At 63.6% G+C, this 26,235-nt stretch carries 24 protein-coding genes and 1 tRNA gene; 17 read left to right on the forward strand and 8 right to left on the reverse strand.

The window, feature by feature from the left end; genetic code table 11:
- Window positions 1-34: 34 nt before the first annotated feature.
- Entirely contained in the window at window positions 35-892 is an 858-nt protein-coding gene (locus tag AAE021_RS13970; RefSeq protein ID WP_342022932.1) for a winged helix-turn-helix domain-containing protein, read from the reverse strand.
- 503 nt (window positions 893-1,395) lie between these two features.
- Window positions 1,396-2,031 carry a uracil phosphoribosyltransferase gene (gene upp / locus AAE021_RS13975; RefSeq protein ID WP_342022933.1) on the reverse strand — a complete coding sequence of 212 codons (636 nt, stop codon included), beginning with the start codon at window positions 2,029-2,031 and terminating at the stop codon, window positions 1,396-1,398.
- Between the two features lie 102 nt (window positions 2,032-2,133).
- Between upp and tadA the strand changes: the two genes are divergently transcribed.
- The 3 genes from tadA to AAE021_RS13990 all read left to right on the forward strand — a co-directional run bounded on the left by tadA (window position 2,134) and on the right by AAE021_RS13990 (window position 3,321).
- Window positions 2,134-2,604: a tRNA adenosine(34) deaminase TadA gene (gene tadA / locus AAE021_RS13980; RefSeq protein WP_425362404.1), complete on the forward strand. Its 471-nt coding sequence runs from the start codon at window positions 2,134-2,136 to the stop codon at window positions 2,602-2,604.
- Window positions 2,605-2,666: 62 nt separating this feature from the next.
- Window positions 2,667-3,152, forward strand: coding sequence for a pyridoxamine 5'-phosphate oxidase family protein (locus tag AAE021_RS13985; protein WP_342022934.1), 486 nt, complete (start codon window positions 2,667-2,669; stop codon window positions 3,150-3,152).
- An 81-nt stretch (window positions 3,153-3,233) separates the two neighbouring features.
- Window positions 3,234-3,321, forward strand: a tRNA-Ser gene (locus AAE021_RS13990).
- Window positions 3,322-3,397: 76 nt separating this feature from the next.
- Here the strand turns inward: AAE021_RS13990 and AAE021_RS13995 are convergent.
- From AAE021_RS13995 to AAE021_RS14010, 4 genes are all read right to left on the reverse strand, one after another.
- Entirely contained in the window at window positions 3,398-4,309 is a 912-nt protein-coding gene (locus tag AAE021_RS13995; RefSeq protein ID WP_342022935.1) for a macrolide 2'-phosphotransferase, read from the reverse strand.
- 62 nt (window positions 4,310-4,371) lie between these two features.
- Window positions 4,372-5,364 (reverse strand): phosphatidate cytidylyltransferase, encoded by a 993-nt coding sequence (locus AAE021_RS14000; RefSeq protein ID WP_342022936.1) that lies wholly within the window; start codon window positions 5,362-5,364, stop codon window positions 4,372-4,374.
- On the reverse strand, window positions 5,361-6,089 hold the full coding sequence (locus AAE021_RS14005; RefSeq protein ID WP_342022937.1) for a lysophospholipid acyltransferase family protein: 729 nt from the start codon (window positions 6,087-6,089) through the stop codon (window positions 5,361-5,363). Before AAE021_RS14005 ends, AAE021_RS14000 begins: the two co-directional genes overlap by 4 nt.
- Entirely contained in the window at window positions 6,086-6,781 is a 696-nt protein-coding gene (locus tag AAE021_RS14010; RefSeq protein ID WP_342022938.1) for a CDP-alcohol phosphatidyltransferase family protein, read from the reverse strand. The genes AAE021_RS14005 and AAE021_RS14010 overlap by 4 nt, the downstream gene beginning before the upstream one ends.
- A gap of 123 nt (window positions 6,782-6,904) precedes the next feature.
- On the opposite strand from AAE021_RS14010, the gene AAE021_RS14015 reads away from it, so the two are divergent.
- From AAE021_RS14015 to AAE021_RS14035, 5 genes are all read left to right on the forward strand, one after another.
- The gene (locus AAE021_RS14015) at window positions 6,905-7,528 is read left to right on the forward strand and encodes a hypothetical protein (protein WP_342022939.1); all 624 of its coding nucleotides are present in this window, start codon (window positions 6,905-6,907) and stop codon (window positions 7,526-7,528) included.
- A 108-nt stretch (window positions 7,529-7,636) separates the two neighbouring features.
- On the forward strand, window positions 7,637-8,092 hold the full coding sequence (locus AAE021_RS14020) for a DUF6507 family protein (RefSeq protein WP_342022940.1): 456 nt from the start codon (window positions 7,637-7,639) through the stop codon (window positions 8,090-8,092).
- Window positions 8,092-9,795 carry a hypothetical protein gene (locus tag AAE021_RS14025; RefSeq protein ID WP_342022941.1) on the forward strand — a complete coding sequence of 568 codons (1,704 nt, stop codon included), beginning with the start codon at window positions 8,092-8,094 and terminating at the stop codon, window positions 9,793-9,795. The genes AAE021_RS14020 and AAE021_RS14025 overlap by 1 nt, the downstream gene beginning before the upstream one ends.
- A 36-nt stretch (window positions 9,796-9,831) precedes the next feature.
- Window positions 9,832-10,578, forward strand: coding sequence for a hypothetical protein (locus tag AAE021_RS14030; protein WP_342022942.1), 747 nt, complete (start codon window positions 9,832-9,834; stop codon window positions 10,576-10,578).
- A gap of 134 nt (window positions 10,579-10,712) precedes the next feature.
- Window positions 10,713-10,988 (forward strand): hypothetical protein, encoded by a 276-nt coding sequence (locus AAE021_RS14035; protein ID WP_342022943.1) that lies wholly within the window; start codon window positions 10,713-10,715, stop codon window positions 10,986-10,988.
- Between the two features lie 58 nt (window positions 10,989-11,046).
- On the opposite strand, the gene AAE021_RS14040 is transcribed toward AAE021_RS14035, so the two are convergent.
- Window positions 11,047-11,856, reverse strand: coding sequence for a GAF and ANTAR domain-containing protein (locus tag AAE021_RS14040; protein ID WP_342022944.1), 810 nt, complete (start codon window positions 11,854-11,856; stop codon window positions 11,047-11,049).
- A gap of 159 nt (window positions 11,857-12,015) precedes the next feature.
- The gene (locus AAE021_RS14045; protein ID WP_342022945.1) at window positions 12,016-12,894 is read right to left on the reverse strand and encodes a patatin-like phospholipase family protein; all 879 of its coding nucleotides are present in this window, start codon (window positions 12,892-12,894) and stop codon (window positions 12,016-12,018) included.
- Window positions 12,895-12,972: 78 nt separating this feature from the next.
- On the opposite strand from AAE021_RS14045, the gene AAE021_RS14050 reads away from it, so the two are divergent.
- From AAE021_RS14050 to AAE021_RS14090, 9 genes are all read left to right on the forward strand, one after another.
- Window positions 12,973-13,428 (forward strand): 23S rRNA (pseudouridine(1915)-N(3))-methyltransferase RlmH, encoded by a 456-nt coding sequence (locus AAE021_RS14050; protein ID WP_342022946.1) that lies wholly within the window; start codon window positions 12,973-12,975, stop codon window positions 13,426-13,428.
- A gap of 156 nt (window positions 13,429-13,584) precedes the next feature.
- Window positions 13,585-14,325, forward strand: coding sequence for a YcnI family protein (locus tag AAE021_RS14055; RefSeq protein ID WP_342022947.1), 741 nt, complete (start codon window positions 13,585-13,587; stop codon window positions 14,323-14,325).
- Between the two features lie 81 nt (window positions 14,326-14,406).
- Window positions 14,407-15,072, forward strand: a complete 666-nt coding sequence (locus AAE021_RS14060; protein ID WP_342025420.1) for a DUF4232 domain-containing protein — start codon at window positions 14,407-14,409, stop codon at window positions 15,070-15,072.
- Window positions 15,073-15,264: 192 nt separating this feature from the next.
- Complete coding sequence (locus tag AAE021_RS14065; protein ID WP_342022948.1) at window positions 15,265-16,884, forward strand: HNH endonuclease signature motif containing protein; 1,620 nt, start codon at window positions 15,265-15,267, stop codon at window positions 16,882-16,884.
- A 171-nt stretch (window positions 16,885-17,055) separates the two neighbouring features.
- Window positions 17,056-22,065 (forward strand): Lhr family ATP-dependent helicase, encoded by a 5,010-nt coding sequence (locus AAE021_RS14070; protein ID WP_342022949.1) that lies wholly within the window; start codon window positions 17,056-17,058, stop codon window positions 22,063-22,065.
- 122 nt (window positions 22,066-22,187) lie between these two features.
- Window positions 22,188-22,982, forward strand: a complete 795-nt coding sequence (locus tag AAE021_RS14075) for an Fpg/Nei family DNA glycosylase (protein WP_342022950.1) — start codon at window positions 22,188-22,190, stop codon at window positions 22,980-22,982.
- Between the two features lie 94 nt (window positions 22,983-23,076).
- The gene (locus tag AAE021_RS14080) at window positions 23,077-23,613 is read left to right on the forward strand and encodes a MarR family winged helix-turn-helix transcriptional regulator (RefSeq protein WP_342022951.1); all 537 of its coding nucleotides are present in this window, start codon (window positions 23,077-23,079) and stop codon (window positions 23,611-23,613) included.
- Between the two features lie 79 nt (window positions 23,614-23,692).
- Complete coding sequence (locus AAE021_RS14085; RefSeq protein WP_342025421.1) at window positions 23,693-24,592, forward strand: RluA family pseudouridine synthase; 900 nt, start codon at window positions 23,693-23,695, stop codon at window positions 24,590-24,592.
- A 672-nt stretch (window positions 24,593-25,264) separates the two neighbouring features.
- A complete protein-coding gene (locus AAE021_RS14090) occupies window positions 25,265-26,161 on the forward strand; it encodes a hypothetical protein (protein WP_342022952.1) in 897 nt (298 codons plus the stop codon).
- The last annotated feature ends 74 nt before the right edge of the window (window positions 26,162-26,235 follow it).

The raw sequence follows: 26,235 nt of genomic DNA on the forward strand, positions 1-26,235 counted from the left end.
CACCGAAAATTCCGGTTCCGGCACCGCCGATCCATCAGATGCTGTATTCGGGTGCTGCCCAGACCACAACTTCAGGGTGCTCGTAGAAGCGGTAGCCCTGGCCGCGGACTGTCCGCACCGTGTTCGCCAACCGGCCGAGCTTTGAACGGAGACGGCGGATGTGCACGTCAATGGTCCGCTCGTTCGGCACTTCCTCGGCATTGCGCCACAGGCCTGCCAGGAGTTCCTCGCGGCCAACGGTCCGGGTGGCGTTCTCCACGAGGTAGTTGAGCAGTTCGAATTCCTTGAAGGTCAGGTTCAGGGTGTCGCCGTCCAAGTGCACTTCACGGCGGGAGAGATCGATCAGGACGCCGGAGGGACGCGGTGCCGTCTGCGCCTGGACCTGCGGGGCCTCCGGACGGTGCCGGCGCTGCGCCGTCGGGTCGCCCAGTGCCTGGCGCACGACGTCGATATCGGCGCCCGCCGCCTCGGCCGGGGCCAGCGCAACGGCGGCGTGGCTCTGCGCTCCGGGGCACAGCGTCTGGATGTAGGCGCGCACTTCCTGGGCAAGTTTGGTCAGGGATGTACCGTTGGCTGCTGCCGTGTCCTCGTCGAGACCCACATAGATCACGAAGCCGCGGGCCACGGTGTCATTGCTGACGGACTGGGGACCGGGGATTCCGTTGGGCGTGACGACTGGGGTCGGCGCCGTCATCGGTGATGCGTCGGAGGACCCGACTGACTGCAGGGGACGGGCGGGCTGGGGATTGAATCCCTGAACCCCATACTGGGATCCGTAGGCCGGTGCGCCGTATTGGCGGGGGAAATCCCCTGCTGCGCCCTGCCGGGCTGCACTGGCCCGGTTCTGCGCATTGCGCAGTGAAATGTGTACGTACCCTGATGCTACTGACATGTTGCAACCTCAATGTGAATGACCGTCATCACGCTCGAATGCTGGGGGTGTGCCCGGGTCGAGATGGCGCAGTTTTCGCCCGTCGTTGGGCCTGAGTGGTGCCTGAGAAATGGGGGTGGGTAACTCAGGCGTGCATTCGACAACAGCACGGCTTCTCGCCGGCGTGACCGGCGGGAAGGACTGCGACAGGTGCTGCCGTGTGGATGTTCACATTACGGATTATTGCATGTAACAAAGGAGGGTGCGCAAGTAATAATGCTCGCTTTGTCTCACGATGTGGACGGTTAGGGCATAAAAGTGACGCACTTCACAAAAAAGTCCGGCAAATCTCTCTTTTCGAGAAGGGTGCCAGTGCCCTATGCTGAGGCCGATTTTTGGCTCCGTTCCGCCTGTCCGGAACAAAAAAGCACCCACATGCAGGCAACGCCTACAAACGGATGCGAGTCAAGCACGATGAGCGGTGTCCACATACTGGACACCGCTCTTGTGTTCGTTGGAGCTTTCTAGTCGACGACGCCGTACAGGCGGTCTCCGGCATCCCCCAGGCCCGGAACAATGTAGGACTTCTCATCCAGGCGCTCGTCAATCGAGGCAAGCACGATGGTCACATTGGCGTCCGCCAGTTCGCTCTGCAGGATCTCCAGGCCTTCAGGAGCAGCCAGGAGGCAGATGCACGTGATATCAGCCGCGCCGCGCTTGAACAGGAACTTGATGGCTTCACGGAGGGTTCCGCCCGTGGCCAGCATGGGGTCCAGAACGAACACCTGGCGTCCGGTGAGGTCATCCGGAAGCCTTTCCGCGTAGGTGATCGCTTCGAGGGTCTCCTCGTTGCGGGCCATGCCCAGGAATCCGACCTCGGCGGTGGGGACCAGGCGGGTCATGCCTTCGAGCATGCCGAGGCCGGCACGCAGGATCGGAACCACCAGCGGGGTGGGCTTTACCAGTCCGGTGCCAACCGCTTTGGTGACGGGAGTCTCGATCTGGACGGGCTCAACGCGAACGTTGCGGGTGGCTTCATAGGCCAAAAGGGTGACGAGTTCTTCCGTGAGCTGACGAAACACCGGTGAAGGGGTGTTTTTATCGCGGAGAACGGTGAGTTTGTGGGCAACAAGGGGGTGATCCACTACAAGTACGCGCATGCTTCAAAACTACCATTCCGAGGGATGGGTGGACCTGCGCCGGGCTGCCCGCCGGACTGCGGTAAGCGCGGAAGAAACGCAGACCTGCGGGAAGATAGGAGCATGATGCCCCCTACAGCGCAGCATGAGGCGTGGATGGATCTTGCCCTTGCCGAGGCCCGCCGAGCGCTCTCGACCCAAGACGTGCCCATTGGCGCCGTCGTTATTGGTCCCGACGGGACCGTGATTGGCACCGGACGCAATGAGCGTGAGGCCAGCGGGGATCCCACGGCGCATGCTGAAGTGGTGGCCATACGCGAGGCCGCCGCCACCGTGGGTGAATGGCGACTGGAGGGATGCACCTTGGTGGTGACCCTTGAACCCTGCGCCATGTGTGCAGGGGCAATTGTGCTGGCCCGGATTCCCCGCGTGGTCTTCGGGGCCTGGGACGAGAAGGCCGGCGCCTCGGGATCGGTGTTCGACATCCTTCGGGAGCGGCGCCTGAATCACTGGGTGGAGGTGTTCCCGGAGGTTCGTGGGCAAGAGTGCGGCAAGCTGCTGACGGATTTTTTCGGCTCTCGGCGATCGGGCTGACAGGGGACGGTTTTCCTACGTAGGCTTACTAACTCAGAACCCGAAACCCAAGGAGTTCCTCAATGAGTGCAGATCAGGACGGACTGGATACAGTCGTCAAAATCCTCGAACACGCCAAAATTGCGCAGTTGACCACAATGAATGCCGGCGGGCACCTGGTGAGCCGGCCGCTGGAACTGCAGGAGACAGATTCCGACGGGAACCTTTGGTTCTTCACTCAGGATCCGTCCCCCAAGGCCGACGAGATCCGGACGAACCCCAATGTGAACGTCTCGGTCCATGATTCCAAGGGTTACCTCTCCATCAGCGGCACAGCTTCCATCACCAAGGACGAAGGCAAGATCGAGGAGCTGTGGAAGAACTCCGTTTCGGCCTGGTTTGATGAGGGCCGGGACGATCCATCCATTGCGCTGATCAAAGTGGATGCGGACACGGCCGAGTATTGGGCCTCCGATGAACCCCGGGTTGCCAGTATCTTCAAGATCGCCAAGAGCACGGTCACCGGGGATACGCCCGACATCGGCAAGAACGACGTCGTCGACCTCTAGGCGTGCCGCACCAGGACCGCGGTGAGCCGTGGAACCGGCCGTTTTGGGGCACAGCGTTTTAGCCGGTAAGGTTGACGCGTTGGTGACGTGTCCGAGCGGCCGAAGGTGCAACACTCGAAATGTTGTTTGGTGAAAGCCAACGTGGGTTCAAATCCCACCGTCACCGCCAGCTGAAAAAGACCCCGTTTCCCCTGTAAATCAAGGGAAACGGGGTCTTTTGCTTTGCACTGAACGAACGCGCTTCGCTATCCCCCGGGCTGGATGTCCGGGTGGAGCATGGCGGCAGCCGTGGCCCGGTCAGCCTCAGCGCCGGTCGTCAGCGCGTACAGCGCATACCCGAGAGGGGAGGCCTCCCACAGATGCCGGGCCTGGGCGGCCAGGCCCGGGTGCACGTGCCCACCGGCCTGCTCGTACGCGGCGAGGGTCGCCTGCAGCATCTCCTCCCCGCCGGCGCCGTACTGGGCGGCCAGGTCTCGGGCGGGGTCGTCCACGCGGGCCGTCGTCCAGTCCAGAACCCCGGTGATGGTGCCGTGCTCGCCGAACAGGACATGGGCAGGGTAGATCTCCCCGTGGGTCATCACGGTCTTCTGTGGCCAGCAGGTGTCGTCCTCGAGCCAGTTCTGCACCGCCTCGGACAAAGCCGGGGCCACGGTGAACTCCGCACTCACCCGCGCAACGTCGTCCCGCCATGCCTGGCGGACCTGCTCGGGGGATCGAACCTCCACCCCCGCTGCCTCGGCCTCCGCTTCGCCCAGAGAGTGCAGGCAGGCCAGCAGCCGTCCGAGACGGGCGGCGTAGTCCGGGCTGGCCGGATCCATGTGCCAGAGCACTTCCCCGGTCTCGGACAATGTCAGGCCCGGGGCACCGGGCAGAGCAGGGTATGCGATCAGGTCCGTGGTGCGGACCTGCCAATCCGGAACTGCTACCCCTTGGGCCGCGAGAACCGGTGCCACGAGGTCCAGGATGCGGACCTCGGCGGCCATGCCCTCGGACACGTCCGTACGGCGCGGAACCCGCAGCACCCAGCGGCGGCCGGTCTCGTCAGAGGCCATGATGACGCGGTAGTCCAGGCCCGCCTCATTGACGGTCGCACCCTCGGCGGAAACCTGCAGGCCGTTGGACACTGCCAGGGCGATGACGTCATCGGGCGTGTTCATGGAACCATCCTTTCATCCGTCCTCACACAACATCCGAACCAGTCCGATGGCTCCGCCCACCATCAGGTGTAGAAGAACCGCACGGCATGAAAGAAGACCGGCGCCGCAAAGCACAGCGAGTCCAGGCGGTCCATGATGCCGCCGTGACCGGGGATGGTGGAGCCGAAGTCCTTGATGCCGCGGTCGCGCTTGATGGCGGACATTACCAGCCCTCCCGCGAAACCCATCACGCAGGAGATGAACGCCAGGAGCGCGGCCATCAGCGGACTGAACGGTGTGACCCACCAAAGGGCAGCCCCCAGGGCGGTGGCCGAAAGCACTCCCCCGATGAACCCTTCCCATGTCTTGTTGGGACTCACGCTCGGTGCGATCGGGTGCTTCCCGAGCGTCTTGCCCCACACGTACTGCAGCACATCGGAGCCCTGCACCACGATCAGCAGGAACAACAGCAGATGCGCGCCGGTAGCCCCACCAGTTCCAGGCGCCGAGCCTTCGGCCGCATCCCGGCCTGCCTCCATGGCCAACGGAAGCTGCAGGAGCGCCGGGGCGTAACTGATGGCATAGACGCACACCATCAGCGCCCACTGAATGGCTGCGGTTCGCTGCAGGAACCCAGTGGTCTGCCCGGCGAGCGCATTGCGCGCCGGCAGGAAGAGGAAGGCGTACACCGGGATGAACACGCTGAACATGCCATACCAGTGCTCCCAGAGGAACCAGTAGTGCAGCGCGGGAATGATGAACACCAGCCACACGAGCACTTTGTGGTCTCCGCGGCCGGTCGGTGAGATGGTGATGAATTCCCGCAGTGCCAGAAGTGACAGCAGCAGGAACAGCAGGATCGTCACCGTCTCGCCGGCTGCCAGGACGCCGCCTATCAGTGCGACCATCAACCACCAGGCGTTGATGCGCTGCTTCAGGTTCACGATGGTGCCCGTGGTGCCCAAGCGGCGGCCCAGGAGCCACGCCACCACGGTGGCTAAAACCAGAACGACGACGACGCCGCCAAGGAGTTTCAGTGACGTTGAGTCCAACAACCCCAGTTCCCAGCCGGTCACAGGTTGTCCTGCCGGCCCTGATGACGCGGGTCCGGGCCGCCGTCGTCCTGTGTGGATTGCGCGCCTTGATGCTTAGCCAGGCCTTCCACGAGAACCTGCCGGGCGCGGGCCAGGAACGTCTCCCTGTCCTCATCGGGATCCAGGTGGAGGGGCTCGCAGAAGATGACAGTCGAGAGGTGAGGCACCGGGATCACCTCGCCTTTGGGGAGGATCCGTCCGAGGTTGGCCAGCGTCACGGGGACCACAGGCACCTCAGGGTGGAGACGGGCCAGTTTGTAGAGTCCGCCGTGGAACGCGGCGATCGTATCGCCGTCGCCGCGGGTGCCTTCCGGAAAGATGATCAGCGAATCTCCGGCGGCCAGCACCTCAGCCATGCCCTCCACCTGGCCCTTGGGGCTGACCCCCGAGTCCGACGTGCGCTGCCGGCGGCTGCTGGAGCCGTGGCGTTCGACCAAATAGGCATTGAAGATCTGTTCGGCAAAAGCCTTACGCACCCCAGAGCCCCAGTAGTCCTTGGCAGCCACCGGACGGGCGCGTTGCTGAAGCTCTGCCGGCAGTGCGGCCCAAATGGTGAGGAAGTCCAGATGGCTCGAATGGTTCGCGTAATAGATGGCCTGCCCGGGTAGATCCAGTTCAGATCCACCGGCTGCAGTCACCACTCGCGCACCGGCGAAGGCGCTGATAAGCCTCGCGAGGCTGCGCCGGGAGGCTCTGCCAACGTTCATGCTGGCAGGTCCTTACTGTGGGCACGCAGCGCAGCGCTGACACGGCGCAATCGGCGGGCACAGGTGAGCAGGGAGCCTACCGCGATGAGCGCCAGGGTACCGAACAGTGCCCACCCTTCCGGCCAGGGAAGCCATGGTTCGGCGATGGCCACCAGGACGCCGATCATCAGCAACCACATGCGGTGCGGTTTGGCCAAGGGCCCGTCGAAGAAATTTCCCGTGCCGAGGGCTGCTCCTAGGCAGCGGATGTAGGCGGTGAGTACGGCGAGTACCGCCGCAAGGAATCCCAGCGTCATCCCGACATCGACCCGGCCGGCGGTCACCAGCCCGGCGGTGGCGATGCCTGCTGCCGCCAGGAACAGCACATCGGAGATCCGGTCAGGCAGTTCATTGTAGATATCGCCCACCGGTGAGCTCATACCCTTTTCCACGGCCAGCATTCCGTCGAGCATGTTCAACAACAAACGCAGCGGAATGCAGGCAGCAGCCGCGGCCAGAAGCACGGCACGAATCATGGCGTCGCCGGTCTGTGCCGACCAGATCAGCGCAGCGGCACCTACGGCGGCGAACACCACTGAACCGACCGAGATCTGATTGGGGGTGAGGTTCGCCGCTGCAAGAATATCTGCAGATTTTGCCGCCCACCGGCTGCTGCGCTGCGGAATTTCCCGCCTGTCCGTTCCGTGGCTCATCTGTAGTTTCCGTTCATTTGGCCCTTTGCGTAGCTCATAGGCTAGTGCGGGCCGGTCGGCTGAACCGGCATCAACCCGCGGTCAATCCCGTGGTTCAACGTCACCGTTCATTACAGTGTGAGCATGAAAGCTCTGGGTACATCGCCCTTCAGGAACGCCCTGCGGGACCATGGAATCGCCGGAGCCTGGGGCTTCGCAGAAGCGACGTTCTTCTTTGTGGTCCCCGATGTGTGGACATCCTCGGTGGGGCTGCGCCGCCCGAAGCGCGCGCTTGGCACCACGGTCTCGGCCCTCGGCGGCGCAATGGCCGGAGGGGCAGCGACATATTGGTGGGGCCGCAAGGTAGCCGCCAACACCTCGCGTAGGGCGTTAGTGAAAGTTCCGGCGGTCACGGATGTCATGATCAGCGAGGTGGAGCAGGAGATCGCCGAGTCCGGGGCTGCTTCTTTGCTGCGGGGCCCCACCCGCGGAGTCCCCTACAAGCTCTACGCTCGGGCAGCCGGGCTGCAGCGGACCTCGCTCATGGCGTTTCTTGCCTGGAGTGTTCCCGGCCGGATGATCCGCTTCATAGTGGTGACAGCGGCGGTATCCGGCATTGCCGCTGTGGTTCGCAGCAGGTTCCCCGGAATCTCTGAACGGCGCATCACGGCCGTGTTCTGGATCTGCTGGGGTGCGTTCTACGCGGTCTTCATTCCGCTGAAATCCCGCCGTGGGTCGAACTCGACCCAGCAAAGCACCGGCAGCTGAATCTCCCGGCGGGTTTTCCACAGCCCCGACCAGCTCGCTTGTGGCCGGTTTCCGCTTCGCGTTGTATCTGGTCAGACACAGATACCAGCGGAGGAGAACGGGCCTGCCATGAAGTTCAACCTCACGGCGCATAGCACCCCCACAAACGGAACCGCTGCGCAGGCGGGAACGGCTGATGGAACCTTCGTCGTCATGCCCGAGGCCGTCATGGCCATCCTGAATGAGGCGCAGACAACGGCGGCTGAATTCAACCGGCTCTTTGCAGCCGCCGAGGCCAACATCATCAACCTGGCAGATGTTTGCAAGGCCCCTCCCATCACCACTGAACTCAGCACCTACTCCTCCTTCATGCTCAAGCGGACCATTCGTACCGCCGGTGGCCGGATCACCGTTGCGGTGGACGCTGTGGCCAATGCCGTCCTGGCCCTCATCCAGGGCGATGGACAAATGAGCGACACGGCGCGGGAAGCGGCGGCCCTCGCAGCCCAGGACCACGTTGATGAGGCTCCGGGCGCGGCTGGCCGGTCCAGGTACGCGGGCCGCGGTCCGGCGCAGGCTTTCTAATGGATTTCGGCTTAACCGAATTTGAACAGCGGCTCCCGGAAACCGACACGATCCGCGTCCTTTCCGCCGAGACCACGGATCTTGGCGACCGCGCCCGGGAAATCATGGACTCCGTCGCAGGAACCTGGCTCAAGCTCACGGCGCCGGAAACCTACCAAGTGCAGGGAAACGAGAAGGTGTTCACTGCCCTGGACACTTCCCGGGCCAAGATCGAGGCGCTGTCCACCTCCGCCCTTCAAATCGACACTCTGATGAAGGTATATGCGGAGTCCGTTGACTGGCTCAGAGTGCGGATGGAGGGCATCAAGGTTCGAATTTCGGACTTCAACCGTGAATACCCGGAATCGGAAAAGGACGAGTGGGACAACGACAGCGATGCTGTTGCCGCACGCAATACCCTCGCGTCCGACGTTGGGCATCTCCACTCGGACCTGGATAAAGCGCAGCGGGAAGCCGCTGCACGAATCACCCACATCACCGACTCCGACCGGACCTATGGCGAGACCGGTATCCGTCTCGATGCCGAGGCAACTGCCTACGGGTACCGCTACTCCGACTACGCCGGAGCGTTCTCCGGCGGGTACCTGTCAACGGATATGCCCTGGTGGCAGGACACCATCGACTTTGCGGCTGACACCCGTGAAGGCGTGCCGAAGGCTGCGTGGGAATTCGTCACTGACCTGGGCGTGCTCATCGGCTTCCAAGGTTGGGGGAACGCCGGTTCCGCGTGGACGGGCATGTACCGGACCGGCGAGAACATCGTCATCCTGGGAACCGGAATTGCCGCACCTCAGCGCCATCAGCAGGCGTTCGATGAAATGACCCTCCTCGGACAAGACCTGATCCGGATGGACCAGTGGCAGTCCGACCGCCCGGGCCTCGCATTGGGTGGGAACATCTTCGATGTCGGTTCCCTCTTTATCGGAGGGGCCGGTGTTGCCGGTGGCGCCGCCAAAGCCGGGGCCAAGGCAGGGGCAGGCGCGATAGCAGGGGCAGGTATCGGGGCAAAGACGGGGTCAGCGGCCAGGCACCTCGGCCCCAAATTCCTGCCTCTGGAACCTCCGCCTGCGGGTCTTCCCCACGTCCGGAAAATGGTTCCTTCCCTTATTGAAGGCGGCCCTCTCCCCGTTACTCCACAGCCGTTGCCCGAGAACACCGCCACGCGCCGGGAAGGCAAAGGATCCCCCGGAGGCAAGCCGTTTTCCAGCACCTACAGCCCCAACGGCCGGGACCCGGCACGCCAGCCTTCCGTGGGGGATGCTGACGGAGGCAATGGTTCCTTCCAGGATGTATCACCGCGCAGCATCAACGGGGCTCCGGAGCAGCAGTACATCACCGGCATTGACCGGGTGCACGATACCCAGGCCCGTGAGTACATCCTCTTGAAGAACGACGGAACCGAGGTTGCCTTCGATGGACACAGTTGGCGCGGGGACCCTCCGAAGGAGTACTTCACGGAGGTCAAAGGGCACCTCGATTTCCTGGACGCCATCAAGCCCGATCTGCTCGCCATTAGGCTGGAGGAAATGATCCACAAGGAACTGAGGGGGCAAGTCGAAGCCCTCCAACACGCGGCATCCCCGGGGTATGTCCACGAGTGGGTCTTCACGGAAAAAGTTGTCATGGACGCGTTCGAGCGGGTCATGCGCCGGTATCCGCAGTTCCACGGCAAAATCTCCGTCAGGTTTGAGTCCATGCCATGATCTCCACGACAAACCCCAACCAGATAGGTTGACGCCATGAAACAGATCGTTGCAGAGCTCTTCACCCCGGAAGACGGCTCCGTCTTTATCCCCCTCATGTGGGGCGGCCGCAAAGAGTCTCCGGCGGACGTTGCTGCCCGAGCTGCGGCGACCATGTCCGCCCTCGCCGGCGCCGTACCGGAGAATCCCGCCCAGGAGCTTTCGTGGATGCGCATTGCCGATGACGGCCTGGGCTATACCCCGGCACCGAGCACGGCGGCCGATCTCAAGAACCTGGCCGCTGAAGAAACAGACCGCTCCCCCGGGCCCACGACTCTCCAGCTTCTGCTTTTCGCCGGCAATCCGGAAACCGGCTTAATCGCTTCCTTTGGCTTGAGTGCCGGAGCCGAACAGACATACTTGGGCAACAGCTGTACCGTCACGCTCGAGCAGGCATACCCGGTGGGGACCGTGGGTGAGGCCAGAGATCTCTTCAAGGACATCGTCCGTATTTGGCAGCCGGAGTCGGCAATCCTGAGCACCGACCGGACCATCGCGGAGATCGACGGTCTCTACGACACCTACGCCGGATATACGAGTTGGATCTCGCTGGAGTCATTCGGTGTTCCTCCGCGCCTGCAATCCGCTGCCGCCGAGCGCTTCGGGGACGGCACCCTCCTCACTGCCGCCGAGTGGACCGTTGAAGGGGTCCGCCGCATGCACCAGGAGCTGCGCGCCCTGCGGGTCCCGTCCCTCACCGCGGCAGCCGAAGTCCAAGTCATCCCGCAGTTCCCGGCCCAGTAGCGCCTCTCTGCCGCAGCCGGTTCCGCCCTGTTTCGGGTCAGGGGACAAATCCTGTTCCCTGCACCGGTCAGGGGGCCTATTCTGGGCCGCAGACCGGCAACCCCGGATTGCCGGCGAAAGCGACGGAGGCCGTTATGTCGATACGTATCCTCAGAGCCGATGGACCCGCTGAAGAGCTTGAAGACACTGAGGAGCTGAAGTACTCCTACCAAGTAACCGGAGGAGGAGTCCTCGTGATCCTCGAAGCCGTGGATGAGGGACGCTGGCTGGTTCGAAAAGAAATCTCTGCTTCGCGCTGGAACGAGGTCTCCGGGCGGCGCTATATCGGCGATCCTTCAACCGTGGGCGGGGTTGAAGGCGGAAAGGCCGAGGGCCGGCCCAAAACCAAGCTTCCGCCGCAGCGGGTCTAGGACAAGGTCCAGGCCGGGGCCCGAGCCGCGGCGTTGCGCCCCGTGTTGTTCCACCGTGTTAGTCCACGAAGTGGGTTTTCGGCGCCTTCTCTCCAACGGATGCGACCACTGCAGCCGCCACATCACGCAGTTTCATGTTTCGTGCGCTGGATGCAGCTCTGAGAATTGCCACAGCAGCGTCCTGGCTGCAGCGGTTCTGCGCCATGATGATGCCCGCGGCAAGATCGATGGTGGTTCGGGAGCTCATGGCGGCCTTGAGGTTCTCGCGGCTCTCGGCCAGGTGCGCAATACGCACGGCAAGCCGAAGGGATTTCGAGGCGCCGCGGGCAAATTCCTCCGCCTCACGCACCATCTCGTCGCTGAACGCGTTCGCTTCCCGCGCATAGATATTCAGGCCGCACCGGGCATCCCCGTCGAGGGGGATCGGCACGCCAAGGATGGATTTCAGGCCAAACTCAGAAATTGCCCCGGTATATTCCTGCCACCGGGAATCCAGGCTGATGTCCGGAGTGAGAACCGTTTCGTTGGTTCGCGCCGCCTCGAGGCAGGGACCGTCGTCGAACTCATACTGGACCTCATCCATTTCCAGGGCTTCCGGACTGCTGCTGGCTACCGTGCCCATTCGTTTTGGCCGCAGCAATGTCACGCCGCAAAACACTTCTCTCCCCGACCTGGAAAGCGCATCGACAGTCAACCGGGTCAGGTCTGCCAAGAAGCTCTCAACATCGGAGGTTTCGAGGACCATGTCCTGGAGGAGGCCGGAATAGTCCCTGTCAGTGTCCCCCTTCGTGGCGGCTTGCACCTCCTCTATGTCCTCCACGTCTTCCACATCCGAAAGTTGCGCCGATTTGCTGTCGAAGTTCGTCATGACACCGTGTTCCGTTGAGGGATGGAATCGCAGGGGGTGATTACGCCCGTCCTGCGATTAAAGCACCGTAACGGGGCGTGCTGCCCAAGGTCCATAGAATGCACCAAGTACAGACCGCTCGGGCGCGGCCGCCGGGTGAACATCCGGGGCGTGAAATGGTCACTCACCCCAGAAGAGCTTCACCGCCTCCGCTGCCGCTTTCCCCTGCGCCAGTCCGGCTGCGGCCGAAGGCCGCCGCGAAGATTGGAGCAGCATGTTGGTTCCGAACGCAGCCAGGCTGGCTTCATTGGCCTCGATCAGCAACGTGTCAGCCTTCCCCGAGAGACTCGCCAACACCTGGGGCAGCGAGGGACCAAAGGGGCTCTCGGGAGCTTCCGGCCCACAGGACAGCACCAGAACCTTGTCATATCCGGCCGCCACGTCAGCGTTAGTCGCCGAACGCATACCGCCGTCCATGTAAGGCGAGCCGTTAATGGTCACCGGCGGCCATGCACCGGGAACGGTGCAGCTGGCTGCCACCGCCAGGGCGAGCTCGGCACCGGAGGCGGCGTCGAAAACCGTGAAAGCGCCGTCGTCGGCATTTACCGCCGTTACCTTCAGCGGTTTGGCGGGCCACGTCTGCGCCGGAAGCAGCGAGCGGATCGTGCTGACCCAGGCCTCCTCGGAAAGCCCCTTTCCCGCGTCCAGCGCGGCAACACCCAGCCGTGCCCTTGCCTCCTGTTCGCTGCCCGCACCCCGGGCGGCGTCGGCCATCATGCTCTGGAACCCGTCGGTGCTGAACTGCGTCAGCTCCTGTTGCTCGATCACCGTTTCGGCCGGGTCATCCGCTGTGAGCTGCGATTCCAGCACCTGGCGAACCACTCCAAACCGCAGGGCTGCGCCGACAACGGAGCCGGCGGATGTGCCCACCACCAGATCGGCGTCGTTCACGTCGATTCCGTGGTCAAGCAACGCAGCCAGGACTCCCATCTCCCAAGCGATTCCAGCCACTCCCCCGCCGCCGAGGACCACCGCGCGTTTTTGCTCCCTGTTAGTCATGCGGGCAGTCTAGACGCGGGCCGAGTGATGCCCACCACAACTTTTCCGTGTCGCGGTGCCGGGGTATTCAATGGAGGCATGGCATTGCGTGTATTGATGGTTGGCCGGAAACACGAAGACTGGGTTGTTGACGGTATCCGCCGCTACGAGAAAAGGCTGAAAAAGCCGTTTGACCTGACATGGGTCTCCATTCCGCACTCTGCGCGCGAAGGTGATGCAGCCCGTAAAGAGGAATCGGAACGCCTGCTGTCCAAGCTCGGCAGCGACTACGTCATCCTGCTCGATGAGCGGGGCAAGGCCATCACATCTCCTGCACTGGCGAAAACGCTGCAGAAACCCCTCGACAACTCCCGCAATGTCACGCTGATCATCGGCGGCGCCTACGGCGTGGATGACAGCGTTCACACCCGTGCGGATTTTGTCTGGTCCCTGTCGCCTCTGGTCTTTCCGCACCAGCTGGTGCGGCTCATTCTTGCCGAGCAGGTGTACCGCGCCCAGGAGATCGCCGGCGGCCGTCCCTACCACCACGAGTAGCCGGTCCGAACTCCGGATCCCGGTACAGTGGAAGCGCCCAAACACCACCGGCGCCCCTGCACGCCCATGCGGCCCCGTTGGCCGCACCCCGAATTACTTTGCACTGCCCCCGCACTTCCCTGCACACTTTTTGGTGCGCTTTTTGAAAGGTCATTCATGCGTTCGCTTCCTCTCCGTTCCCTGGCAGCTGCTGGAGCAACAGCTCTGCTCATGATTGCCGGAACAGGCGCTGCCTCGGCGCACGTCCATGCCCATCCGGATTCCACGGAGGCTGGAGAGTCTGCGCTGATTACCTTCGAGACCTCCCACGGCTGCTCCGGCTCGCCGACGACGGCGATCACCATCACGCTTCCGGAACAGATCACTGACGCCACTCCCACCGCGAAATCCGGGTGGACAATCAGCAAAACCACCGAGGATTTCGCTGAGCCCCGCGTACTCGACAACGGAACCTCGATCGGCTCCCGGACGAGCCAGGTCATCTTCACGGCCACCGAACCGCTGCCCGACGGCGTCCGCGACACCTTCCAGCTGAGCGCCAAGCTTCCCGATGCAGCCGGAGAGACTCTGGCGTTCCCCGTCCTGCAATCCTGTGCGGAGGGTGAAACCAATTGGGCCGAGCTCCCCGCGGATGGCCAGTCGGATGCCGACCTTGAGTCTCCCGCGCCGGCGTTCATCATCACCGACGAACCCGGTACTGGCGGCAGCGATTCCCACGGCAGCGGCTCCTCCGCCGACCGGGCAGCGGACGGCGGAGAAGCAGACGATGACCGGCATGATCCCGTGGACGAAGACGACGTGGAGGCTGCCGCCGTCGCCGGTTATGCGGGTCTTGGCGCTGGAGTGCTTGGGCTGATCCTCGGTGCCGCGGCGCTGTACCGGACGCGGAAAGCGTAACGTTTGCAGCGTCATTTACAGTGCCTCCAGCGCGCGTAATTGACGCTCCCCCGCTTCGGGGGACAGGGTAAGGCTATGAATATGCGGTTGTGGAAGTCTTCGTCGGTATCTGCTCTGGCCCTTGGTGCCGTTTTAGCCGTGGCCGGTTGTGGCGCAAGCGGAGGAGAGACTGCGTCGTCTGAGTCGCCGTCGTCGTCCTCTCCCGCGTCAGCGAGCGCGTCCGCGAGCGCTCCGTCCAGCGGGCCGGAGACTTCCGCGCCCGCCACTGCGGGTTCGACGGCGTCGCCCACTGCCGCTGCTCCGAATCCTTCCGCCGGGCCCGGCGCGTGTTCGACCGCCGATCTGGCGGGAACAGTGGAAGAGAACATTGGTGGCGGCGCTGCTGGCAGTGTGTACCGGACACTGGTCTTGACCAACATTTCTGCGGCGCCCTGCACCACTGCGGCAGGCTACCCGGGCGTTTCCTACATCAACGCCGCCGGTGATCCGCTGGGGGCTGCTGCTGTCCGTTCGGGCGGACCCGTTGTCGGAGAACCGCTTCTCCTGGAGCCAAACCAATCGGTGGTCGCTGAGCTGAGGGAAACCCGCGCGGAAAACTATGGCGCTGACTGTGTTGCCGAGACTTCGGCAAACCTGGTTGTTTACCCTCCCGACAACTTTGAGTCGCTGAACATCCCGCACGAGATGCTGGCCTGCGCCAATCCGAACGTTGAGCTGCTCAGCGTGGGTCCCGTCGAAAAACGGTAGCTGTTTCAGCGGTTCACCGCGATGGCTGTGCAGCAGCTGGGGCGATGACTGGTTTGCCTCCAGTGCATCCCGGCGTCCGCTCTCACCCTCGTGGTTCCTCCACAGGTGTTGCGCCTCAACTTGCCTTCGCGCTTTGTCCACAGAGGTAAGGTTCCTTCAGACACCGGCCCCCATTTCCTCAACAATTGATTCATGGACACAGCGGCTGGATTCTGCGGAGTTGGCGCCTTCATTGCTTCCGTCGGGGAAGTCAATGAGGCGGCGGCGCTCATTAGCGGACAAGCCCTCCACGCCACAGCGCTCATGAACCCATGGGAGGCTGCAACCCTCGCAGTGGACGTTGAAGCAATGTCACGGATCGTGGAACACCTTCAGTTGGTTTGTGCCCAGGCTTTGGAGACTCAGCGCGTTACTGAAGCCTTCGGCGCGGATGGTCCAGCATCTCCCCCGGCAGTTGCAGAAGCGCTTCAGGGGAACAACACGTGGAGCCGTTCCGTGGGCTCGGAGGGATCGGAGGATTTGCCGCCGCAGCCGGCTCAAAGAGTGCGCGCCGAATTCCGCACCACTGCTGACTACATGCGCTGCCGGCTCCGTATCAGCCGTGCCGAAGCTCAGCGTCGCCTGAGGTTAGCCGCTGTCCTGCTGCCCTCCAGCAGCACCAGCGGAGAGCCGGTCCCGGCAGGCCTGCCGGCACTCGCCGAGGCGTTCGCCGGCGCTCTGCTCTCCTCGGCGGCCGCAGCGGTAGTGGCCAATGCTGTGGATGAGATCCGGCATCGTACGGATGCCGCTACGGCTTCAACTGTTGAAGCCAACCTCACGTTCCTAGCCGTTCGCCGGGACGGAGATTTCCTGGTCCGGGCGGCCCGGCGGTGGGTGCTGTTGGTGAATCAGGACGGCGCCGAGCCCACGGAGGACGAGCTGCGCCGCTTTCAGGGAGTATTCCCAGGCCGCAAGAAGAACGGGCTGAATCATCTGAGCATCTACTGCACCGATGACCAGCACGAGACCCTGCTAACGGTGATGAACGCAGCCGCCGGACCACGGATCCAGGGAGCCACGGCAGTGGGAGAAAGCAGTGCCAATCCGGCGGTCGAGTGGAGGGACGGCACCGCGGCTGATCCGGCCACAGCTTCACGTCTGAAAAGTCGAACCCGCCCCCAGCGCCTCCTGGGAGGCCTCGTCGACGCGGCGAAAACCGCTCTGGCAACCGGCGGTGTTCCTGCTGCCGGAGGGCACCGTCCCCAGGTGCTGGTCACCATCGATTCGGCATCCCTGCTTCAGTCAATCAACTTTGGCTCCGCACTCAGGCCAATGGATGGACCGGAGAAGCCACCCGCCAGGAGCAAACCCGGCAGCTTTGCATTCTCAGGCCCCGTTGCGGCCGCGACCGTTGGGAAACTCGCCTGCGATGCCGACCTGTTGCCGGTTGTCCTCTCCGGTGAAGGTCGAGTCCTGGACGTTGGCAGGACCCAGCGGTTCTTCCCTCCCCACCTGAGAAAGGCTCTGCATGCCAGGGACGGAGGCTGCGCCTTTCCCGGGTGCACCATCCCCGGGCCATGGACTGAAGCCCACCACATTCGGTATTGGAACCAGGGCGGGCATACCTCAACCGACAACGGCGTGCTCCTGTGCTCGCACCACCACCATGAGGTGCATAAGGAAAACTGGGTCATCGAGGTGACGTCGGGTGTGCCGTGGTTCGTTCCTCCGGCATACGTCGATCCCAGCAGGATTCCCTTACGGAACACATACTTCCGCACTGATCTGGGCGACGGCTCCCGGCGTTCAACGGAAGCCGTCCACGTTTCCTGACAGTCCGCGTGACGTGGCTAGTCCGGGTGATTGACGAGTCCGCGTGACCTGGCGAGTCCACGTGTCTTCAGGAGCCCAGGGGCCTTGGGGACCGCACCCAGGATTCGGCCTCCAGCCAAACCTCACCGCCGAGGGTCAAAAGTGTCAGTGCAGTGCGGAACAATAGGTCGCATGACATCGGGAGCTTCGGTGCTGCAGAAGTTCACCCCCGCCACCAGGGACTGGTTCGAGGGTGCCTTTAATGCGCCAACACCTGCACAGACCGGAGCGTGGGAAGCCATCTCCGAAGGGTCAAACGCCTTGGTGGTTGCGCCCACCGGATCGGGTAAGACTCTGGCGGCTTTCCTTTGGGCCCTGGACAGTTTCATTGCCTCAGCCGCCGGCACGGCGCTTGAGGATTCCGCAACAGCACCGTCTCCTCCCGAAACAGCATCAACCGGACAGCCCGGCAAACCACCGGGACGCAAAAGAAACACCGAGCCCAAACGCAAAACCAAGGTTCTCTACATCTCGCCGCTGAAAGCGCTCGGCGTCGACGTCGAGCGGAACCTGCGCTCCCCTCTCATCGGTATTACCCAAACGGCCAAACGCCTGGGCCTGCCCGCGCCGAGCATCACCGTTGGCGTCCGATCCGGAGACACCCCTCAGAATGAGCGCCGGGCACTGCTGACCCGGCCGCCGGATATCCTCATCACCACGCCCGAATCACTGTTCCTGATGCTGACCTCGCGGGCACGCGAAACCCTCGCGGAGGTGGACACCGTGATCGTTGACGAGGTGCATGCCGTGGCCGGGACCAAACGGGGCGCTCATCTTGCCGTGACTCTCGCGCGCCTGGATGCAATGCTGCCCAAACCGGTCCAGCGCATTGGTTTGTCGGCGACTGTGGAACCCCATGAAACAGTCGCCCGGTTCCTGGGCGGAAATGCTCCGGTCAGGATAGTGGCACCCTCTTCCACGAAGTCCTGGAACCTCACGGTTACGGTTCCGGTCGAGGACATGTCCGATCTGGGCGGAACACCTCCGGCGGAGGACACGGTGGAGGGCGGGTATGCCCCACAAGCGAGCATTTGGCCCCACGTTGAGGAAAAAATCGTTGATCTCATCGAGGCCAACCGGTCCACCATAGTGTTCGCCAATTCCCGGCGGCTGGCCGAGCGGCTGACCGCCCGGCTGAATGAAATCCATGCCTATCGGAAAGAGGCTGCCGTCCTTTCGGAGGCCGCAGCGTCCGCCGCCACCGGAACCGACAGCATTACTGCTACGGCCGGTAACCCCGGAAATCCGTCAGTTCCCACGGCACGTCCTCCCGCGCAACTCATGGCCCAAGCCGGAGTGTCCCTCCGCTACCGGGAGCAGGAACCTCCGGCGGTTGACAGCGAGAATCCTTTGCTTGCCCGGGCACACCACGGCTCCGTCTCCAAAGACCAGCGCGCCCTGATCGAAGACGATCTCAAATCCGGAAGGCTTCGCTGTGTCGTGGCGACCAGCTCCCTCGAACTCGGCATCGACATGGGTGCGGTGGACCTGGTCATCCAGGTCGAGTCTCCGCCGTCCGTGGCCAGCGGGCTGCAGCGTGTTGGGCGGGCCGGCCACCAGGTGGGAGAGACGTCCCAGGGCGTTATGTTTCCCAAGCACCGCGGAGACCTGCTCAACTCCACGGTTGTTGCCGAGCGCATGCTCGCCGGCGAAATCGAGCCCCTGTACATCCCGGCCAATCCGTTGGACATTCTGGCCCAGCAAACAGTGGCGGCAGCAGCATTGGGTTCCATCGACGTGGAGGAATGGTTCGACGTCGTCCGCCGTTCCGCACCGTTTGCCGGGCTGCCCCGCTCAGCCTTTGACGCGACACTGGATCTTCTGGCCGGCCGCTACCCCTCCGACGAATTCGCAGAGCTGCGGCCGCGAATTGTTTGGGATCGCACGGACGGCACCATCACCGGACGCCCGGGGGCACAACGGCTTGCCGTGACCTCCGGAGGAACCATCCCCGACCGGGGCCTGTTCGGCGTCTACCTGGTGGGTGATTCCGAAGGCAAAAACAGCCGCCGCGTCGGCGAGCTTGACGAGGAAATGGTTTACGAATCCCGGGTGGGAGACGTGTTTGCCCTCGGCGCCACCAGCTGGCGGATCGAGGATATTACCCATGACCGGGTGCTGGTGTCCCCTGCCTTCGGACAGCCCGGGAAGCTGCCCTTCTGGCGCGGAGATTCCCTGGGCCGGCCGGTGGAGCTGGGCCGTGCCCTCGGAGCTTTTGTCCGGGAGATGGCCGGAAGCGACGATGTGAAGGCCCGGGAACGCCTGTCCGCCGTCGGACTCGATGAGTGGGCAGCCGGAAACCTCATCACGTATCTGCGCGACCAGCAGCAGGCAACGGAAGTGGTGCCAAACGACAAGTCGCTCGTGGTCGAACGGTTCCACGATGAACTCGGAGACTGGCGTGTTGTCCTGCACAGCCCGTACGGAATGCCGGTCCATGCCCCCTGGGCTCTGGCTGTCGGGGCGCGGCTGCACCAGCGATACGGGCTGGACGGTTCAGCGATGGCGTCCGACGACGGCATCGTGCTGCGGGTGCCGCTGATGGAGGATGAACCGCCCGGTGCCGAGCTTTTCCTTTTTGAGGAAGACGAGCTGGAGTCCATAGTTACGGCAGAGGTGGGCGGATCCGCCCTGTTCGCGTCCCGGTTCCGTGAATGTGCGGCACGGGCACTGCTTCTGCCGCGGCAAAACCCCGGAAAGCGCAGCCCGCTGTGGCAGCAGCGGCAAAGATCGGCTCAGCTGCTGGACGTCGCCAAAAAGTACCCCACCTTCCCGATTGTGCTCGAAACGGTGCGTGAGTGCCTTCAGGATGTCTACGATCTTCCGGCATTAAAGGAGATCGCAGCCGGAATTGAACGCCGTGAAATCCGTTTGGTGGAAACCACCACGCCCTCACCCTCACCCTTTGCACGGTCCCTGTTGTTCGGCTATGTCGGAGCGTTTCTGTATGAGGGCGATTCGCCCTTGGCCGAGCGCCGGGCTGCTGCCCTGTCGCTGGATCCGACGCTGCTCAATGAGCTTCTCGGCAGGGCGGAACTGCGTGAGCTCCTCGATGCACGCATCATTGCCCAGGTTGAACGTGAACTGCAGCGGCTCGCTTCGGACCGCCGGGTTCGGGGGGTTGAAGGAGTTGCTGACCTGCTCCGGCTGCTGGGCCCGCTCACAGTATCCGAAACGGCGGCACGGCTGCAGCCCGCGGACAGTTCTACAGCCCAAGATGCCGATGCTGCCCCGTCTGCGCCGGGCGCGGAGCACGCGCCGACCGCGGAGCACGCGCCGACCGCGCCGACGGCGCCGGCAGAGTCCGACCATGCATCGCAGGAGTACGCCACTGAACTCCTCGATGAGCTGGTCCGTTCAAACCGCGCACTCAAAGTCGGCGTCGCCGGGCTGACACGCTACGCGGCCATTGAAGATGCTGCCCGCCTCCGCGATGCCCTGGGCGTTCCCCTGCCCATGGGTGTGCCGCTGGCCTTCATCGAACCGGTTGCGGATCCGTTGGGCGACTTGGTTGGACGCTACGCCCGGACCCACGGACCCTTCACCGCAGCGGAAGCCGCAGCGAGGCTGGGTCTCGGTGTCGCCGTCGTTACCGGGACCCTGCAGCGGCTCGCCGGCGAGGGTCGGATTGTCGAGGGGGAATTCCGGCCCACGGAAACGGTGATGCTCGACGCCGCGGCAGGAGTCGATACGACACCCGGAGCGGTTATCACCCTTCCGGGCGCACCGGGAGGATCCGAATGGTGTGACGCCGACGTGCTGCGCCGCCTGCGCCGCCGTTCGCTGGCCGCGCTGCGGTCGGAGGTGGAGCCGGTGGATCCGGCGACCTACGCCCGGTTCCTGCCCGTTTGGCAGAACATTGGGTCCTCCCTGCGCGGACTCGACGGCGTGGTCACCGTTATTGATCAGCTGTCCGGTGTGCCCATTCCGGCGTCGGCCTGGGAACCGCTCATTTTGGGCTCCCGGGTCAGGAATTACGCTCCTTCGATGCTGGACGAATTAACTGCCACCGGAGAGGTCCTCTGGTCGGGAACCGGTTCCCTTCCCGGAAATGACGGCTGGATTTCCCTGCACCTGGCCGAAAATGCGCCTCTGACCCTGACTCCGGCGGATGATTTTGATCCCTCCGACTTGCAGGTGCAGTTGTTGGATCTGCTGTCCGGCGGAGGTGCCTACTTCTTCCGCCAACTCGTTGATGCCCTGGCGCAGGGCTCGCAGGGCCCGCAAGCCTCCGATGCCAACGTCATCACTGCGCTGTGGGACCTGGTCTGGTCCGGACGGATCAGCAACGACACCTTCACACCTGTCCGGTCGCTGCTGTCCGGCGGCAAAACAGCCCATAAGCAGCGGGCTGCAACTCCCCGTGCCCGCACCGCCCGGCTGAGCAGAGTGGGCCGCGCCCCGGGTGCGTCGCTCACCGGAGGCTCCATGCGCCTTCCCGCGGGAAACCAGCCCGCAGCCCTGCGCAACGCCCCGCAGCTGGTTGCCGGCCGATGGAGCATGCTTCCTCCGGTCGAAACCGATACCACCGTCCACGCCCATGCAACAGCAGAGCTTCTCATGGACCGATACGGAGTCCTCACCCGTGGATCCGTTGCCAGCGAGGGAACACCGGGCGGTTTTGGCCTGCTGTACCGGGTACTTGCACGGCTTGAGGAGATGGGACGGTGCCGCCGGGGGTACTTCATTGAGCAGCTTGGTGCTGCCCAGTTTGCCGTTCCCGCAACTGTTGACCGTTTACGCTCATTCTCGGAGGACGCACAGCTGCGGAAACCGGAGCCCAATGCGGTGGCGCTGGCTGCCACCGATCCGGCAAACCCTTACGGAGCTGCCCTGCCGTGGCCCGCGCTCGACGGCGGACACCGTCCCGGACGAAAGGCCGGTGCACTGGTGGTGCTGGTGGATGGCAACCTGGCGATCTATGCCGAACGCGGCGGAAAGACTCTGCTCGCCTTCACCGAAGACCCGGCAACACTCGAGCTTTCCGCCGAAGCGCTGGTGGGAATCATCCGCCGCGGTGCCGCCGAAAAAATGGCCATCGAGAAGGTCAATGGGCAGGATGTCCTGGACACCGAGGCTGCCAAAGCGCTCACACGCGCGGGTTTCTACACCACACCGAAGGGGCTGCGCTACCGTGTCTGATTCGATCCGAAGGTTTGGTATCCGGGCGGCTCTGCCTCCCCTCGTCCCCACTCCGCAGGCTCCCCCTCCCGAAAGACATGCACCTCTTGCTGGCCCCGGCGCCCGCAGCCAGGGAGGTTTCCGTGCCTGAAGGAGATACCGTCTGGCGCAGTGCGCGCGAGCTAAACGCCGCACTCGCCGGACAGACCCTCACCCGGTGCGACATCCGTGTTCCCAAATTCGCCACAACGGATTTTTCCGGCAGCACGGTTTCCGATGTTGTTTCCCGCGGCAAACACCTCCTGATCCGGCTGGGCGACGCGGACACCGGCTGGATGCTGCATTCCCATCTGAAGATGGAGGGACTTTGGCACGTTTACGGGCGGGGTGAGCGGTGGCGGAGGCCGTCGTTCAAGGCGCGGTGCGTCCTGGAAACGGCCCAAAGCCAGGTAGTGGGCTTCGACCTTGGGTTCCTGCGCGTTCTTCCACGCAGCGAAGAGGACGACGCCGTGGGGTACCTGGGCCCGGACCTGCTGGGGCCGGACTGGGATGCCGCCGAGGCGCTGCGTCGTTTACAGGCGACCCCTGAACGGCCCATTGGCTTGGCGCTTCTGGACCAGCGCAATTTGGCGGGAATCGGAAATGTTTACCGCTGTGAGATTTGTTTCCTGGCCGGGGTGCATCCGCTGACACCGGTGGGAGAAGTGCCGAACCTGCCGCGGATCATTGATCTCTCGAAGCGGCTGCTCGAAGCCAACAAGACGCGCAGCCGGCGGATCACCACCGGAAACAGAGGCCGCGATCCGCTGTGGGTGTACAACCGTGAAACACGGGGTTGCCTGCGCTGCGGAACGAAGGTTGCACATGAACTGGTCGGGGACAACGAGCTGGAACTGCGGGACTTGTATTACTGTCCGCACTGCCAACCGGCTCGATAGGTCCAGCAGAGTCCACGGCCCACAGCTAATCCGGCGGCGTCATGTCCGTGCAATTACCCGGGAGCGGTCGGGTCCACAACGTACTATGAGCGTTATGTGCCCTTCCAGCTCTGCAGGTGTGCCGGGCTTCTGGTATTCGGGAGACCCGGATCAGGAGTCGGGACGAACCGTGCTCAAAGCCCTGCGGGATTACCGCGCGGCCGAACAGGATATGCGGCGCCGCACTCGGGAAGCCCTGGGCATCAACGAAAAAGACATGCAGGCGCTGCGTCACCTCATGCGCGCCCAAGAGCAGGGAAACAGTCTCAGTCCCACTGATGTCAGCCGTCTGCTGGCCATCTCCACAGCATCCACCACTGCTTTAATCGATCGCCTCGTCAGCAGTGGACATGTCCGCAGGGAACTTCATCCGACGGACCGCCGGGCGCTGGAGCTGGTCCCGACGGAGAAGTCGAGCCGGGAAATGCGCGAGATTTTCGGGTCCATGCACCACCGGATGATGGCCGTTGCCAGGGCACTGTCGCCGGATGAAGCGGAAATCGTGGCCAGGTTCCTCCAACAGCTCACCGACATCGTTGATGAAAAACCGGCACCTGACCAAGAGCCCGGCGAAATTTCCGGACCCTCCTGACGGTTCCCGCCGACCGCCACAGCCGCGAGCCGCCGCCGTCGTCGGACGCATTTCCTGCACTCGGTAGTCTGGAAGGGTGATGCAATCTCCGCTTCCCGTGCGCAACGGTGTAAACGCCACTCGTTTGCGGCTGCCGGTTGAAGGCCCCTGGGATACTGCCATGGACTACGTGCTGTCGCGTTTCGGCCACGTCGATCCTGACGGCATTATCGACCGGTTTGCCCGTGGCGAGGTTGTCGGCCTGGGTGGAATACCCCTGACCCAGCGCACTCCCCTGAATGAGCACACCTTTATCTGGTACTACCGGGAGCTGCCTCCGGAGAAGCGGCTGCCGGTCGAAATCAGCATTCTGCACCAGGACGAGAATTTGCTGGTCGTCGACAAACCGCATTTCCTGCCCACTACGCCCGGAGGGATGTATGTGGCGGAATCTGCTCTCGTCCGGCTTCGTGTCCAGCTGGATATTCCGGACCTTATCCCCATGCACCGGCTGGACCGGATGACCGCTGGCGTCCTGCTGTTCTCCACCAATCCGGCGACCCGCGGACAATATCAGACACTGTTCGAAAAACGCCGGATCACCAAGGAATATGAGGCTGTCGCTTCCGTCCGCCCCGATCTTGACCTGCCGCGCATCGTTCGCAGCCGCATGATCAAGTCACGGACATACCTGCTGGCGCAGGAGGTGGATGGCGAACCGAATGCGGAAACGCGGGTGGAACTCCTGGAAGCGCGCGACGGCGTCGGCCGGTACCGCCTTCAGCCACACACCGGCAAGACGCATCAGCTGCGGGTGCATATGGCTTCGCTAGGAATTGGCATCCTGAACGATTCCTTCTATCCGGACCTCTTGCCGCAGGCAGCCGATGACTACACCCGCCCCCTGCAGCTGCTCGCCCGCTCGGTTGAGTTTGTCGATCCCTTGAGCGGACAACCCGTACAGTACCGAAGCGGACTCACGCTGGCCTTCGCGCCGTAAACTGTCTGGAAAAGTTTTTCTGCCCCTTCGTTTTGTCTATGGGTAGGGTGGGTGAAAACGTCCGGATCGGCAAATGCTGCCTCCGGCAGGGGAAGGATCCTGATGATTCCGCCGTCAAAGCCGACCGGACCGCAGCGCGGTCCGGGTAATCAGCACGCTCCGGAGACGCCGCGGGAGCCGAAGACGCCGCGAGATCCAAAGAACCAGCGGGAACCGGAGCGGCAGTCTTTTCCCGATCTGCAGGACGGTCCGGATCCGGCGCCACCGCGGCAGACGTCCCGGGTCGATTCGGTTCGGAAACGTGTTGTGAAGCCTTCGGCTCCAGAATATCGGCCCAACCCGCCCTCATCGACGGCCTCGTCGTCCAAGACAGCATCCCCGTCGCTGTCGAAGCCGGCTTCGCGGTTGGGCGGCCCATCCCCGGTTCGCGCTTCTCTGTCCGCTCCTGAGGTGCAGTCTCACTCGGCCTCAGCGCCGCTGCGGCAGGGGAAACCTGCCGGAATCACAACACCGGATACATCATCGCGGGACCCGGATGCTCCAGGCAGAAGTGCGGACAGCGGGCCCGGTGCCAGTACTGACGGTGGGCCCGGCGCCAGCGCTGACGGCGGACCAGGCACCAGTGCGGACAGGAAGGTGGCCGGCAGGCCGGACGCTCCAGGGCCAAGGCGCGTGGTTCCCGCAAGCGTGCCGATTGGACTCATCCGCAGGACGGCCGTTTCCGCAGCAACCGCGGTGGTTGTGGCCTGCACGGTCTACATGATCGCCACCAGGGATACCGGAACAGGATTGGCAGCGCTGGATCCGCAAGCGGTTCTTGGGTCAGCAGGATCTTTGATTGCACCCGCAGCCATGATGTGGTGGCTGTGGCTGCCAATCGCCGCCGGATGGCTGGCGTATGCGCTGTACCAGTGGCTTCCGCAGCAGCGCGAAAGCCCACGGCAGGACTGGGTCGGCTGGCTGGTTCTGGCAAGCGAAATCATGGCACTCTGCTGGCTGGTTGCCGCACAATCCGGAGCAGCAGCGGCAATGTTGACTGTGGGTGCCGTGCAAACCGCACTGGGCCTTTACTGGCTGCACCGCAGCAATGTCAGTCCCGCTGCTACGCGGGCTGAGGGATTCACCGCCGACGTTCCGCTCGGGATGTTCCTTGTGACTGGAGTCTTTTCGCTGACGACCTCGTTGGCCTTCCTCCTGACCCGTTCAGACGCGGATCTGGGTGGATGGGGCGCGGACGCCTGGGCGGTCATAGCGCTCGTCTCGGTGACCGTGGGAATCAACATCGTCTGCATGACTGACCGGGGGCACCTGTCCGTCGCGTTGGCCGCCGTGTGGGCCTTGGCATGCGTGGCCGGCGAACGGCTGGCCGGTGCACCGGAATCGACAGTGATCGGTGCAGCCGCCGCGGCAGCGGCCTTCTTGGTGCTGGTGTCCGCAGGATCCCGGAGACATCAGGTGGACCACGAAAGACGGAGAAATGAACGACGCATCCAAGCGTCAGGCAACCCCCAGATGCCCAGTAGTGCCATAGCCGCAGCGTCCGGTGATGCCCGGCTCGAGCAGGCATAGCCGTCCGGTGATGCCCGGCTCCGGCCGGCATAGCCGTCCGATGATCAGTGGGAATAGCTGCCCCGTGGAATACT

Origin of the sequence: Arthrobacter citreus (assembly GCF_038405225.1) — a bacterium.
GTDB classification, from domain to species: domain Bacteria; phylum Actinomycetota; class Actinomycetes; order Actinomycetales; family Micrococcaceae; genus Arthrobacter_B; species Arthrobacter_B citreus_A.

Coding starts and splice junctions, on each gene's coding strand:
- tadA (WP_425362404.1), top strand. CDS start 2,134: ATGATGCCCCCTACAGCGCAGCATGAGGCGTGGATGGATCTTGCCCTT.
- AAE021_RS14010 (WP_342022938.1), bottom strand. CDS start 6,781: ATGAGCCACGGAACGGACAGGCGGGAAATTCCGCAGCGCAGCAGCCGG.
- AAE021_RS14060 (WP_342025420.1), top strand. CDS start 14,407: ATGCGGTTGTGGAAGTCTTCGTCGGTATCTGCTCTGGCCCTTGGTGCC.
- AAE021_RS14080 (WP_342022951.1), top strand. CDS start 23,077: ATGTGCCCTTCCAGCTCTGCAGGTGTGCCGGGCTTCTGGTATTCGGGA.
- AAE021_RS14005 (WP_342022937.1), bottom strand. CDS start 6,089: ATGAACGTTGGCAGAGCCTCCCGGCGCAGCCTCGCGAGGCTTATCAGC.
- AAE021_RS14070 (WP_342022949.1), top strand. CDS start 17,056: ATGACATCGGGAGCTTCGGTGCTGCAGAAGTTCACCCCCGCCACCAGG.
- AAE021_RS13995 (WP_342022935.1), bottom strand. CDS start 4,309: ATGAACACGCCCGATGACGTCATCGCCCTGGCAGTGTCCAACGGCCTG.
- AAE021_RS13970 (WP_342022932.1), bottom strand. CDS start 892: ATGTCAGTAGCATCAGGGTACGTACACATTTCACTGCGCAATGCGCAG.
- AAE021_RS14055 (WP_342022947.1), top strand. CDS start 13,585: ATGCGTTCGCTTCCTCTCCGTTCCCTGGCAGCTGCTGGAGCAACAGCT.
- AAE021_RS13985 (WP_342022934.1), top strand. CDS start 2,667: ATGAGTGCAGATCAGGACGGACTGGATACAGTCGTCAAAATCCTCGAA.
- AAE021_RS14015 (WP_342022939.1), top strand. CDS start 6,905: ATGAAAGCTCTGGGTACATCGCCCTTCAGGAACGCCCTGCGGGACCAT.
- AAE021_RS14065 (WP_342022948.1), top strand. CDS start 15,265: ATGGACACAGCGGCTGGATTCTGCGGAGTTGGCGCCTTCATTGCTTCC.
- AAE021_RS14030 (WP_342022942.1), top strand. CDS start 9,832: ATGAAACAGATCGTTGCAGAGCTCTTCACCCCGGAAGACGGCTCCGTC.
- AAE021_RS14050 (WP_342022946.1), top strand. CDS start 12,973: ATGGCATTGCGTGTATTGATGGTTGGCCGGAAACACGAAGACTGGGTT.
- AAE021_RS14025 (WP_342022941.1), top strand. CDS start 8,092: ATGGATTTCGGCTTAACCGAATTTGAACAGCGGCTCCCGGAAACCGAC.
- AAE021_RS14020 (WP_342022940.1), top strand. CDS start 7,637: ATGAAGTTCAACCTCACGGCGCATAGCACCCCCACAAACGGAACCGCT.
- AAE021_RS14085 (WP_342025421.1), top strand. CDS start 23,693: ATGCAATCTCCGCTTCCCGTGCGCAACGGTGTAAACGCCACTCGTTTG.
- AAE021_RS14045 (WP_342022945.1), bottom strand. CDS start 12,894: ATGACTAACAGGGAGCAAAAACGCGCGGTGGTCCTCGGCGGCGGGGGA.
- AAE021_RS14035 (WP_342022943.1), top strand. CDS start 10,713: ATGTCGATACGTATCCTCAGAGCCGATGGACCCGCTGAAGAGCTTGAA.
- AAE021_RS14040 (WP_342022944.1), bottom strand. CDS start 11,856: ATGACGAACTTCGACAGCAAATCGGCGCAACTTTCGGATGTGGAAGAC.
- upp (WP_342022933.1), bottom strand. CDS start 2,031: ATGCGCGTACTTGTAGTGGATCACCCCCTTGTTGCCCACAAACTCACC.